Source organism: Streptococcus koreensis (genome assembly GCF_003627135.1).
GTDB lineage: Bacteria > Bacillota > Bacilli > Lactobacillales > Streptococcaceae > Streptococcus > Streptococcus ilei.
Map to the genome: position 1 here is coordinate 1,737,539 of NZ_CP032620.1, position 13,609 is coordinate 1,751,147.

A 13,609-nucleotide genomic window follows, 5' to 3' on the forward strand; every position below is an offset into this window, starting at 1 on the left:
CAATTTTGCCAAATCATTTTCCCAAACACCTGCAGCAAAAGAAAAAGCAGAAAAGGGCTGAGCCAGAGGAGTAGTTTCTTCTTGTTCATCACATCGATTCCGTTAAATAATCGTAAATTTCTTGCACAGATCCTAGGGCTATGAGTTCTTGGTCTTTGACCGTCTGCACCAAGTCCTGATAGATGGAACTAGAGGCAATCTCCTTCTTCTCCGCATCCTTGTTGACCGTCATGATGCCATTTTCAATCTGGACAAAGCCCAACTCTTGGAAGATCTGGATCATCTTGATCAACAAGACTTGTGGAATCTTGAGGTAGTCAGATAGTTGGCTGAGCTTATGGCGAATATCAAACTCAGGGAACTGATACAGTGTTTTGTAGAGTTTGGCATACTGATCCCGACTACCATAGCCAGTCAAATAATAGGCCTTGTCTAGGTGATTTTTAAAATAGACCGCTTGGAAGCTCTGTTCTTGGAAGAGGGCTTTCAAGTCAGCCAGGTCATCCGGTATGCGATCGATGATAATGGCAGGAGAATCTTCCCCTTCTTCCAACTGACTAAAGAGGGGAATAGCTTGTGGGAGAGGAGCATTTTTCCCTCGGATATTATAGAGCTGTACTCCTTCTACACGGGCATCCACCACCATCAGTTGCAGGGTGGTCTGTCCATTCCACTGATTGACGGACAAGGATACCACCAACTCCAAGTTTTTCGCTTGGGAGTACTCCAATTCCAAATGGCCCTGCCCAAAAGCCACCACATCAAAACGGGCATCGCCTTTTTGAATCTTCAACTTCAGATGGCTATTGCCGGCCCCCATAGTCCGGCTAGACTCAACTTGAAAATCACGAATGTAAAAGACTGGCTTCTTATGGTCCATCCCAAAAGGAGCGAGACGGTCAAAACTCTTCAAGGTATCCAAAGTCAGCTCTTCTAGGTCCAACTCCTCATCCACAAAGAGTGTGGATTTGGCCGTCAGGTCAATCCCTTTTTCTACAATATAGTCAGAAAAAATCTCGGTCAGACGAGGGAGCTTGTCCACTTCCAAAGTCATACCAGCTGCACCCGCATGGCCCCCAAAGGCGATAAAGAGATCCCGATGGGGATCTAGGGCTTCAAAAATATGGACACTTTCGGGACTTCGTGCACTTCCCTTGGCCTTGCCTTGGTCTATGGTGAGGACGATGATGGGCTGATGAAGCTCTTCAAGTAGACGACCGGCCACGATCCCTAAGACACCAGGATTCCAGCCCTCCTTGGCCAAGATTTGAACCGGAAGACTTGGATCAACCATAGCTTTGGCCTCATCATAGATGGCTTGGACGATTTCCTTGCGTTCTTCATTCTTGGCTTGAATCATCAGCGCAATTTCCAGCGCTTCTTCGTCGTCAAAACCTGTCAAGAGTTCGACCGCTGGATTTGGATCATCCAAGCGACCTAGCGCATTGAGACGAGGGGCAATCTGAAAACCAACTGTTTCTTCATTTACATCTTGAGGAGCGATGGAGGCCAGTTTGAGCATTTCCTGGAGACCGATCCGTTGGGTTTGACGAAGGACACCTAGGCCATACTTGACTAGGATGCGGTTTTCATCTGTCAGACTGACCATATCCGCAATGGTCCCAATGGCCACCAAATCAAGGAAATCTAGGGGCACCTCTTCTAGGAGGGCACAAGCCAACTTAAAGGCAACCCCGCAGCCAGCTAGGTGCTTGAAAGGGTAGTCGGCATCTGGATGCTCGGGGTGAATGATGGCATAGGCATCGGGCAAGACTTCTGGCATGGCATGGTGGTCGGTCACAATGACATCTACCCCCATGCTTTGGGCCAATTCAATGGCTTCGTGGCCTGCTACCCCGTTGTCCACCGTTATGATAAGGGAAATCCCCTGCTGTTCAATAAAATACTTGTAGACACTAGCATTGGGACCGTAGCCATCCGTAAAGCGGTTGGGTAGATAGACGGTTACTTCCGCCCCCATCTGCTCCAGGGTTTCCTTCATAATAGAAGCGGCCGTCATCCCGTCTGCATCATAGTCTCCATAAACTAGGATTTGTTCATAGTCTTCAATGGCTTGGCGAATCCGATCCACTGCCTTGTCCATATCGTGAAGCAGGTAGGGATCATGCAGATCTTCTAGCCGAGGTTCAAGAAAACGATCCAGCGCCTCTTCCGTCTGGATCCCTCGTTCTCCCAGTAACTTGGCTGCAGATGCTTCTAATCCTCTTTTCTTTGCTTGCGCCAAAAAAGTATCATCTGAAAAAGGCGTAGCAAACTGCCATTCATATTTTGACGTGATCATCTCGGTCCTTGTCTCCTGTTTTTCTTATCAGCATATTATAACATGAAAGCCAGGAATCCGGAAAATGAAAGAGCCTATTTGGAAAGATTGGGAAGAGCAAATAGAAGATAACCCATTATAGTTTCCCCACTAACACACTGGAACCCCATTTCAAGTGTATCCATTAGATCCACTCTATCTCCGCTAAATTCATTTTACGAATGACTGACCCTCCCTATAAATAGTTTCTACTATATTTTTTTATTATTTAGATACAAATTACTTGACACTGCAAAGGATTGTAATATAATATAAGTGGCTTTAAATTATATGGTAACGGACTGATCGGTTCTTCAGCCGTCTTGGTTTGAAATCCTTGACTTTATGGCCATTGGAGTTATTAATTCTGTGTGTGGAAAGGACAATCAGTTTTTTATTTTAAGCTGTCCCAGTCGACTTCCGCTTTTCTCTGGCTACAATAATGGTCTCTACCATTCAGTTCTAGCAGAAAAACCGTCATAAAAATCTAGCCGACTCCTTGTCGGTATAGAACTGGACACGCTTAAAATGTGTGGAAAAAAAGTGATCTACTTCCAAACCAGGAAAAAGGAATGGAGGAACAAGTGAAAACTTTCTATAAAAAATTATTCGCGTTTGTAGCAATGATTAGTGTAGTTGCTCTTGGCTTATCAATTATTAAGCCAGTCTCTGCAGCGACTGTTACACCAACCATTACAAACCTTAAAGCAACAGCAGCTGGTCAAAAGGTCACATTTTCTTTTGACTGGGACTTAACAGGTATCTCTGTTAAGGAAGGTGATACGTTTACCATCGACGCTCCAGAAGGTGTCAATATCACTGAAATCGCAACACAATCACTACAAGCAAACGGTGCTGAAGTGGCGACTGTTTCGATGACAGGTAAAAAGATTACTTTTACTTTCAAAAAAGCAATCGAATCCATGAACCAAAACGTAAAAGGTGGATTCTCATACAAAGCAGAATGGGATAACACACCAGGAAATCCTGGAAACAAGACTGCCACTTCTAAAGTCGGTTCAGAATCCGTTGTCATCACTCGTCCTGATGGACCTGGTGTATTTGAATCTGTGATCAATAAATATAACCTTACTGGGGACTATGTTACTAAGCAATTCAAATTAGATGCATCTGAAAACTATGCATGGATGAATGTTGGAGATGACTACTATCTTACAAAATGGTTCATCCGTATCAACGGAGATGGTAAGAAACAGGCCATCACGAACCCAGTTGTGTCAGATCGCATCCAAGCTCCAGCGGTAGATTACTCAAAAATCACTTTTGCTCCAGCTGCGAACCACGCTGCAAGTGAATTCTTCGTTGGAACTTACTTGAAACCATCCTTCACATTAAGAAAAGGTGGACAAGTGGTTGCTTCAGGATGGAACTTCTGGCAACATGTGAAATTCGATGCTGACGGTAATGGATTTACTGTGAATTTATCAGATGTCAGTGATGTTTTCAAAACAGCTACAGACGAAGAATTAATCATTGAATACCAAACATTAATTCCTAAGACTACTATTCGCGTAGACAACAACGCTACCTTGAAAGCTGACGAAATTACAACACCTCAAGAAGATCCAGCTTTCTGGAACAACACTGAGTTGAAATTCTGGGTTTCTGGTGACACAACTGTGACCGTTCAAAAAGAATGGGTTGGAGATAGCGAAGCTGACCGTAAAGATATCACTGTTCAATTGTATGCTGACGGCCAAGCCTTGGAAGGGATGACACAAACTCTTACAAAAGCTTCTGGTTGGCAAGCAACATTTACTAAATTGCCTGGTATCAAAGACGGTAAGAAGATTGAGTACTCAGTAGTGGAAACAAACACACCTGAAGGTTACACTTCAAAAGTTGAAAAAATTGATGATGCAAACGTGATCAAGGTTATTAACACATCAAACAAACCAACTACAACAACCACTACTACGACTACTACAACCACTACAACTACAACGCCTGAGACTCCTGCTACAACTGTTTCATCAGAGGAGCCTAAGACTACAGTAACTACTACACCTGAGACTCCTGCTACAACTGTTTCATCAGAGGAGCCTAAGACTACTGTAACGACTACGCCTGAAACTCCTGCTACAACTGTTTCATCAGAGGAGCCTAAGACTACTGTATCTACTACACCTGAGACTCCTGCTACAACTGTTTCATCAGAGGAGCCTAAGACTACAGTAACGACTACACCTGAAACTCCTGCTACAACACCTGGAACACCAACTACAACACCTGGAACACCAACTACAACACCTGGAACACCAACTACAACACCTGAAGGACCTAGTACAACACCTGAAGGACCTAAAAAGAATGGTTCTACTACCACTACAGCTGAAAATCCAACTGGACCAAACGGTGGAGAAAATGGTGGCGGACGTAAGAAACTTCTTCCAAGTACAGGTGAAGTTGTCGCAACAGGTCTTGTTCTTACAGGAGTATTGGTCTTGGCTGGTGCCGTTGTCTTGAAACGTAAAATGACTGATAACTAATTCAGTCACATTAACACTATTAGCTTGCACTAGCTCCACCTCCTAGTCGCTAATAGCAAGAGGCTGGGACAAAAGTCCTAGCCTCTTTATTGTCTTTAGATTGTCGAGCAAGACGCAGTGGCTGAGTGGTATCTTTGTTCGCTTTTTAAGCTCCAAATATGACCTAATGAGGGAAACAAAGTTTCCTTTATCTGCAACCTTCAACAGTCTCCCAGACTGTTGAAGCTGTGCGGAGGTGGGACGACGAAATCGAATTCTAACGAATTGGCGATTTCTGTCCCACTCTCTTTTTCTATGGAACTATGACGATAGAATATAAAAAAGAGCCTGTGAAAACTTCACTAGGCTCTTTCGTATCTTCACTTGTATTCCAGTCTATTTCATATATGGGAAAGCTTCTATTATTTTCTTCCTTAATTTTTCATTTTCTATCTTTTCAATATTGAGGACCTCTTGAAATTGGAGCGTATCTTGAACCACATGTTCTTGCCCATCTTTTGAAAACTCGGCGGGAATGGTCAAATTTTTAAAAAGCTCTTTCCTTAGGTATCCTTCTGGTGTTACTTCGTAAAATATATTCATAAGAGCTAACTCAAAATTAGCACTGTGTTTTTGAGGCTGAGATTTGAAGTATCGAAGAAATTCTTCTTTATTCTGAACAAGGTGCTCTTGCCCATCTATTGAAAAATCAGCAGGAAGCGTGAAATCTTTAACGAATGAATTATAGGGACTTGTTAGTAATTCTAAAAAGGAAAGACGAAACTCTACATCTTCTTCGCCTAAGAAATACAAAACTGAGCGATAGTGATTTTTCAACATCTGATAGACCTTTGGATAGGCTGATGCTAGAGATATTTTGCTCCCTTCAGTTTCCCTAAAACTTTGATTAAACCTAAGTTGTAACCCTCTAGAAATATAGTCATTTCCTCCGGAACCAGTTAATTTCGTTTTTGACATAAGAGCGAATGGATGCCTATTCTCAAATCTCTGTTTTGACTCCGTTTTAACTTCTTCAACACTTTTACCAGAGGAACTTATTGTGGATATTTTTCCTGTTTTTGCATCAATCAACCCCTCCTCAACCGGATACTCTGAAGTCTCGTTAAACTCCTCCGTAACAACTTTCATAGCTCCATTTTCAATCACTACTTTTGATTTCTTGGGTGCTAACATAGTAATAAGAAAGTAGGTTTCATTATCCTCTGTTTCGTATATTTCTTCTGAAATATCGAGTGGGATATATTTCTTATTATAGTCACGAACCATTTTAAAGACATCATAGGTTTTAGGTTTTAGTTTTCGATCGTTTGTGTCGTAAACATCAATCAACCAATACTCCCCTTCTTTGGGCTCATTGTAGCTTAGATAAGGTGCCGAATCTGGTGCAGTACGATAGCGTGAAAACTTATCACTACTCGCTTTTAACCTATAGCTTTCTTGCATGATATAGCGCTCACCACTTGCACCATCATGTGTATTAAGTTGGTACGCAAATTTTGGTTTACCATTATTAACTTCTTCAATTAATTCTCTCTCATCACCATCGTCCCATTCGATAACTAGCGCTTCCCCATTATGAATAAATTCATAGTCCTTAATTACTGGCCTTGGTTTCCACTGAACATACTGACGCAATTCTCTTATACGAATTTGTTCTTTAATAGAGTACACAGAGCCAACTACCACGACGAATAAAGTAAATAAAAACATCTTTGACTTAAATAACTTAGGCATAAACAGTTCCTCCTAATCTCCCCCTCATTTTACCATCAATTCCCTCTTTTGTCAGTCAAATAAATAATGAGGCTGGGACAAAAGTCCTAGCCTCTCAATTATCTTTGGATTGTCGAGCAAGACGCAGTGGTTGACTGGGCTCTACTACGCTGATTTCATCAGCTTTTACAGCCCTACTCAACTATGCGGAGGTGGGACGACGAAATCGAATTCTAACGAATGACCGATTTCTGTCCCACTCTCATTTAACTAGCATTACAAAAATAGATTTATTAAATCTTATTAGGATACCCAAGAAGACTCATTTTAGTTTTGATCTTCTAGTCCATCCTGTTGATCTTCATAAAAAACAACTTGACCATCTTTAACTTTGAAGGAGTATCTGAGCGTGTCATCCGAATCATCTTTACGATTGGAATAATAGAAACTATAGGCACCATCCGGTAGTTTGCTAGCATCTAGCTTTTTCACAGCCTTCTTCAAGTCTTGATCCGTAGTGACAGATGCACTATCATCGACAAAAATAGTCATACGTACAAGCTCTTGATCTATCAAAGTTTGAAAAGGGATTTGATAGTAGCCGGCAAAGTCCTTCTTTCCTTCTTTGAGATTTTGCTTAGCGATGCTATCCAGGTTTTCCTCTTTTTCTTCAGGATAAAAGTTACTTAAAACGATAAAGAATTCAATTGGAAGGCCGAGAGATTGCTTCTTTATTTCCTTCTCTAGTTTTTCCTCGATATTTTTTATGGATTTCTGCTCTAAAAACACTTTCTTATAGTCCGGAAGATTAGTAATAGATGAACTTGACCAGTCATCATGAAAAGTTGCATCATGTTCCAATCGTACCGTTTGATCATCGTAAGTTTTCTCAGAGTAAGCGTAGCTTACGTGATAAGTTGGGAATTCTAGGGCAGTCCAGGACAAGTTAGTGATGGTAACTTTGCCATACAAACCAACGTGAGTAAGCTCACCGCTAACAACTTCTTTAGCCTTTTTGTAATCGCTCGATGTCATGATCTTACAACTGGTTAGGAACATCGTTAAGAATAGGATGGGAACTAGGAATAAAAAAGAATAAGGTTTGTTTTTCATAGATCTACCTCCAAAAACAGAAAACTTCCAAAAGTTGGATAGATAACGAGCAAGAACTATAGGATGAAGGGTTCTCATAATTTGAAATGCTGATCAAGGTACTCAATAATCTAGCTCTATTCTACCATTATTTACAAGGAATGTCAGGAAAAACAAAAAAAGAGGCCGGGGCAAAAGTCCTAGCCTCTCAATTGTCTTTGGATTGTTGAGCAAGACGCAGTGGTTGAGTGGGCTCTACTAGGCTGATTTCATCAACTTTTACAGCCCTACTCAACTGTGCGGAGGTGGGACGACGAAATCGAATTCTAACGAATGACCGATTTCTGTCCCACTCTCTCTCCGTCAATTATTATAAATCATCCCCGTACAGGCTTGCTCTGAAAGTTCGACAAAGCCCAGGGATTGGTAAAAGGCTAGATTCTTCTCGCTCCGTTCAGTGACAAGGAGGCGTTGATAGACATGGGGGAAAGTTGCTAAAGCCTCTTCTAAGAGTTTCTTTCCGATGCCTTGGCGCTGGTAATCTGGTCGTACCAAAAGGTCCTGCACAAAAATGATAGAGTGGCCGTCTCCTACCAAGCGAATGTAGGCTACAAGCTCTTTCACATCATAGACGGCCAATTGCCAGAGACTGGCTTTGACAGCTTCTTCTAGCATAGCTGGATTGTTGGTATAATTGGTCCAGCCGACTGAGCTGTAAAGTGCGACTAGGTCTGGCATTGCTGGAATTTCTTGTTTGTAATCGAACATCTTAACTCCTTGTTAACCAATAGTGCTGAAAGAAGGCCATATCCCGGTAAGGGGGCTCTTGGCAGACAGCCAGCTCCATTTGAAGCATAGATTTTCGCCAGCCTTCTTGGCCTTTGAAGCGATTATCCTGCAAGCCATAAAAGACTCGAATTCCTTGGTAGTCTTTGACTTCAAGGGCTAGGTCTTCTACTGCTGCATCCAGATCATAGGCCTGAGCCAAGCCCATGGAGTGGGTTTCTAGGTCCTGACCTGCTAAGAGAGCAAGCGCCTTCCGAGTATCGTTTTCAAAGACCACCGTCTGCAGGACGCGGCCCACCTCATTGTGCTTGACGATAGAGAGAAGGCCACCTGGTTTCAAGAGGCGGGTAAACTCCTTGAGAATCGCCTTGCGATCCTCTACATACTCCAAGACATTGTGGCAGAGGATGACCTCAAAGCTAGCATCTTCAAGACTTGCTAACTGGTCCAGACTTCCGACACATTGCTGGTAGGGATGATCCTGGACCCGCAAGGCCACCATTTCCTCATTAGGTTCCACAGCAAGGACTTGATTTTCTTTCGCTAGGTGATTGGCCACAAGGCCGAAGCCACTGCCAAAATCAAGGAGCCGCTTGCCTTTGATGTCCTTTAATTGCTCAAAAAGGATATCATAATAGAGTTGTCCCCAGGGTTGCTGGAGGTTTTCTAAATAGGCTTGAATATTTGCGACCATCTAGCTCCTCCTATTTATAATTGAACATCTTGCTGGCTAGCTTGTCCGAGATACGTGGAAACAGGGTATAGAGCTTGTGGGTCAGGTTCAAGAGCCAAGGAAGATTGAGCTCGCGTTTTGCTTTTCCAAAATTCTTCACAATCTTCTTGGCCACAAAATCTGGTTCCAAAATATAACGGTCCACAGCTTTGACATAGGTCCCGTCTGGATCTGCCTGGTCAAAGAAACTAGTCCGGATAGGACCTGGATTGACCGTCGTTACATAGACACCAAAGGGCATGAGTTCCAAGCGGATGGCATTGGAAAAGCCAATGGCCGCAAACTTGGTTGCTGAATAAAGGCTAGATTTAGCAGTTGCAACTAAGCCCGCCATACTGACGATGTTAACAATGTGCCCCTTGCCTGCTGTCTTCATGTGCGCACCAATCATGCGTGAAAGGTTCATCAGGGCAAAAGTATTGACTTCAAACATGGCATGAATCTGCTCATTAGTGATCTGATCAAACTCTTCAAAGATTCCATAGCCAGCATTGTTGACCAGGACATCAATCTTTCCATAGCGCTGAATCAGCTTTTCGACAAGCTTTTGGACAGCTGAGGAATCTGTGATATCAAGCCCAATGCATTCTGCCTGAGGATGGCCGGCATAGAGGTCTTCCAGTTTTTCTTGATTTCTCCCTAAGAGAATGAGCTGGTCTTCGGGGAGGAGTTTGACCATTTCCTGAGCCAGGCCTCCACTCGCTCCTGTGATGATGATGGTTCGCATCTTAGATCTCCACTTCTTCTAGGTCCTTGACCACATGGACCTTGTCAAAAATAGTCGCGGCGTCCTTGCGCAATTGGCTGACGTCCTTGGAGAGGAAGCGGGCGCTGATATGGTTGAGAAGAAGGCGTTTGGCCCCTGCTTCACGCGCCACCTCTGCCGCCTGCATATTGGTCGAGTGTCCGTGCTTCCGAGCAATCTTCTCATCGCCCTTGCCATAGGTGGACTCGTGGACGAGGACATCGGCATTGACCGCCAGTCTGACACTGGCATTTGTCTTACGTGTATCGCCCAGGATCGTGATGACCTTACCAGATCGAGGGGCTGAAATATAATCCGCAGCAATAATCTGGGTGCCATCTTCTAATGTAACGTCCTGTCCATTTTTAACCTGGCCAAAGAGCGGTCCAAATGGAACCCCTGCCGCTTTGAGCTTGTCTGCGTCGAGCGTTCCTTCTAAGTCTTTCTGCATGATGCGGTAGCCCACACAGAAGATGGTATGGTCTAAGGCCTCCGCATAGACTGTGAATTTGTCTGTCTCCATGATTTTCCCAAGTGAACCTTCATCAAACTCATGAAAATGGATCTGGTATGGGAGACGAGAGCCAGAAACCCGAAGACTAGTCAAGACAAAAGACTTGATCCCAACTGGGCCATAAATCTCTAGATCGGTCTGCTCTTCATTGGCCTGAAAAGCTCGGCTAGAGAGGAAGCCTGGCAAGCCAAAAATATGATCCCCGTGAAGATGGGTGATAAAAATCTTGCTAACTTTTCGAGGACGGATGCTGGTTTCTAAGATTCGGTTCTGCGTCCCTTCCCCACAGTCAAAGAGCCAAACTTCATTGATTTCATCCAGGAGTTTGAGAGCTAGACTAGAGACATTACGAGATTTGGACGGTTGCCCCGCACCCGTTCCTAAAAATTGAATTTCCATTGTATACTTTCTAACTAATATAGATCATAGCGGTCCGATTCTTGGTTCGAACAGCGATTTTCCCAGGGTAGGCAGTGGCTAATTGAACCAATTCGTCCTGGTTGTAACCAGATAGACGTATGGTCCCATCTGCCAGCTCTTCGAGATTCGACAAAGCTGACAATTCCTTGGTCTCGACTATCTCTTGTTCCCTAACAAGGCGCATCAAGATCAAGCCTTCCTCTTCATAGACGAGGTAGTGAGGAAAGATTTGCGCGATCTCAAACAAGAGGTCCATGCTGATGGCTTCTGCTTGCTGAGCAAATACTTGAGCCAGTCCCTTCTCTCGGTAGCAAAAACCATAGGCCTTACCCGAAAGATTGAGACGGACAAAGGGTTTCTCCTCCTCAAAGCTGGGATGTGTCTGATAGAGAGCAAAGGCCTCAGTGACTTGTTCATAGTAGTCAGTTGCAGCTTCTGGGTTCTTTTTTTGGTAAAGCTCAGCGAAGTAGGCATTGATCACACTCGGTGGTGGTGTAATAAACTGGAGCTTCTGCTCCTCTGTCAATCCCGCCAAGATCCGATCTAAATAGACCTTGTCTAGACTGGTATAGCCTCCATAGCTGAGGGCGAGGTTAAGATAATCCATGATGATAAAACTCCTCTAGTCTCCATGCATTTTTAGGGGCGATGTAGCCTGTTAAGACCTCGCCAGTCTCCTCATAGGAACGCTCGGTCAGAATAGCTATGGTCTCCAAATCATGGATCCGGTAGGCTTGCTCAAAAGGTACTTGAATCGTAAAGGGCTGGAAGAGCTCTTGCATCTTTTCAAGTAGAATGTCCTGAAGTTTAGTCCGACTATCGGGATCCTTGGCTGAAACCAGGCGGTAAGGTGTTTGAGTCGGGGTAAAGTCCTCGACCTTATCTGCCTTGTTGTAGAGGGTCAAGCGTGGAATATCCAGCATCTCCAAATCTTTCATAATCTGAAGGACTGTCTTTTCATGCTCCTCATGGTTGGGATCAGAGACATCGATGACATGGACCAAGAGATCCACATTCTTACTTTCTTCTAGGGTTGACTTAAAGCTGGTCACCAGCTCTGTCGGCAAATCCTGAATAAAGCCAACCGTATCTGTCAGGGTTACTTGTAAATTACCTGTTAGATGAATGCTCTTGGTTGTAGCATCTAAGGTTGCAAAGAGTTCATCTGCTTCGTACTGGGTCTTACTGGTCAAGGCATTCATAATGGTTGACTTCCCTGCATTGGTGTAGCCAATCAAGCCAATCTTAAAAACAGAAGATTCTAGGCGTTTTTCTCGAACCACTTCTCGGTTCTTCTCGACTACCTTGAGTTGACGCTCAATATCGGTGATTTGATTGCGGACACTCCGGCGGTTCAACTCCAACTGACTTTCCCCTGGGCCACGTGAACCAATCCCTCCAGCCTGCCGGCTGAGCATAATCCCTTGACCCACCAAACGAGGCAAAAGGTACTTGAGTTGGGCCAGATGAACCTGGAGTTTGCCTTCATGGCTCCGAGCCCGCATGGCAAAGATATCCAAGATGAGTTGCATCCGGTCGATAACCTTTACACCCAAAATTTCTTCTAAATTCACATTTTGTCGTGGGGTCAAACGATTGTTAACGACAACTGTCGAAACCTCATCAGCATCGACCATTTGGGCAATTTCTTCAAGCTTACCAGAGCCGACGAAGGTCTTACTGTCGTACTTCTCTCTCTTCTGAGTGTAGACACCGACTACTTCAGCTCCGGCTGTCTTGGCTAGACTGGCCAACTCCTCCATGGACATGTCAAAGTTTTCCATGCCTTGGAGTTCGACCCCGACAATGAGGACTCGCTCCTGTTTTTTCTCAGTTTCTATCATCTAAAAATCTTTCTATATCTTGAAGAACCCGCTCCTTAAAGCCTTCTTCTCCTATCTGGTAAAAATGGACCGTCATCCGATTGCGGAACCAGGTCAACTGGCGCTTGGCAAAGCGGCGCGTGTTTTGCTTGAGCTGCTCCAGGGCCTCTTCTAAACTTTGCTCCCCCTTAAAATAAGGGAAGAGCTCCTTGTAGCCAATCCCCTTAGCCGCCTGAACCTCAGGATGGTTATCATAGAGCCATTTAGCTTCTTCTAACAAGCCTTGCTCAACCATGAGATCCACCCGTCGGTTAATGCGGTCATACAAGGCTTGGCGATCATCGTCTAGACAGATCATATAGGTCTCATAGGCTGGAGCTTGATTTTCCAAGTCCTGACCGAAATGGGCGATCTCCAAAGCCCGCATGGCCCGTCTACGATTGATCTGCGGAATCTCCATTCCTTCTTTCGCTGCTAGCTCAAACAGTTCTTCGTCCGTAAGAGGAGACAATGACTCCCGATAGGCTAGGATATCTTCGTGGGCAACGTCCCCTCCTAGATGATAACCTTCTAGGAGACTTTGGACATAGAGACCTGTCCCTCCAGCAATAATGGGGAGATGGCCCCGTTCTTGAATCTCCTCGATGGCTTGGCTGGCTTCTTTGACAAAATCATAAGCCGAGTAGGTCTCTGTCACCTCACGGACATCGATCAGATGGTGGGGAGCCGCCGCCTGCTCTTCTGGACTAGCCTTGGCTGTCCCAATATCTAGTGTGCGGTAGACTTGCTGACTGTCCCCACTGATGACCTCGCCCTGAAAGCGCTGGGCCACCTCGATAGCAAGGGCTGTTTTTCCAACAGCGGTCGGCCCCACTATCACAATTATCTTGTTTTTCATCGTTTTTCCTTGCAAAAATCGCATTTTTTCGTTACCATATATTATAACATAAAAA

At 44.3% G+C, this 13,609-nt stretch carries 11 protein-coding genes; 1 reads left to right on the plus strand and 10 read right to left on the minus strand.

What is annotated here, in order from left to right:
- Positions 1–88: 88 nt before the first annotated feature.
- Entirely contained in the window at positions 89–2,302 is a 2,214-nt protein-coding gene (gene recJ, locus D7D50_RS08755) for a single-stranded-DNA-specific exonuclease RecJ (RefSeq protein WP_120702022.1), read from the minus strand.
- 590 nt (positions 2,303–2,892) lie between these two features.
- On the opposite strand from recJ, the gene D7D50_RS08760 reads away from it, so the two are divergent.
- A complete protein-coding gene (locus tag D7D50_RS08760) occupies positions 2,893–4,830 on the plus strand; it encodes a Cna B-type domain-containing protein (RefSeq protein ID WP_227877737.1) in 1,938 nt (645 codons plus the stop codon).
- A gap of 375 nt (positions 4,831–5,205) precedes the next feature.
- Here the strand turns inward: D7D50_RS08760 and D7D50_RS08765 are convergent, their stop codons facing one another.
- The 9 genes from D7D50_RS08765 to miaA form a co-directional block, all read right to left on the minus strand.
- Positions 5,206–6,564 (minus strand): hypothetical protein, encoded by a 1,359-nt coding sequence (locus D7D50_RS08765; RefSeq protein WP_120702023.1) that lies wholly within the window; start codon positions 6,562–6,564, stop codon positions 5,206–5,208.
- A gap of 306 nt (positions 6,565–6,870) precedes the next feature.
- Positions 6,871–7,656 (minus strand): hypothetical protein, encoded by a 786-nt coding sequence (locus D7D50_RS10195; RefSeq protein ID WP_174705358.1) that lies wholly within the window; start codon positions 7,654–7,656, stop codon positions 6,871–6,873.
- 342 nt (positions 7,657–7,998) lie between these two features.
- Complete coding sequence (locus D7D50_RS08785; protein WP_120702024.1) at positions 7,999–8,403, minus strand: GNAT family N-acetyltransferase; 405 nt, start codon at positions 8,401–8,403, stop codon at positions 7,999–8,001.
- Position 8,404: 1 nt separating this feature from the next.
- Positions 8,405–9,115: a class I SAM-dependent methyltransferase gene (locus D7D50_RS08790; protein WP_120702025.1), complete on the minus strand. Its 711-nt coding sequence runs from the start codon at positions 9,113–9,115 to the stop codon at positions 8,405–8,407.
- A 10-nt stretch (positions 9,116–9,125) separates the two neighbouring features.
- Complete coding sequence (locus tag D7D50_RS08795; RefSeq protein ID WP_120702026.1) at positions 9,126–9,881, minus strand: SDR family NAD(P)-dependent oxidoreductase; 756 nt, start codon at positions 9,879–9,881, stop codon at positions 9,126–9,128.
- A gap of 1 nt (position 9,882) precedes the next feature.
- Entirely contained in the window at positions 9,883–10,812 is a 930-nt protein-coding gene (rnz, locus tag D7D50_RS08800; protein WP_120702027.1) for a ribonuclease Z, read from the minus strand.
- 10 nt (positions 10,813–10,822) lie between these two features.
- The gene (locus tag D7D50_RS08805; RefSeq protein WP_165851210.1) at positions 10,823–11,443 is read right to left on the minus strand and encodes a cystathionine beta-lyase; all 621 of its coding nucleotides are present in this window, start codon (positions 11,441–11,443) and stop codon (positions 10,823–10,825) included.
- A complete protein-coding gene (gene hflX / locus D7D50_RS08810; protein WP_120702029.1) occupies positions 11,427–12,677 on the minus strand; it encodes a GTPase HflX in 1,251 nt (416 codons plus the stop codon). The genes D7D50_RS08805 and hflX overlap by 17 nt, the downstream gene beginning before the upstream one ends.
- Complete coding sequence (gene miaA, locus D7D50_RS08815) at positions 12,664–13,554, minus strand: tRNA (adenosine(37)-N6)-dimethylallyltransferase MiaA (RefSeq protein WP_120702030.1); 891 nt, start codon at positions 13,552–13,554, stop codon at positions 12,664–12,666. The genes hflX and miaA overlap by 14 nt, the downstream gene beginning before the upstream one ends.
- Positions 13,555–13,609: the final 55 nt, after the last annotated feature.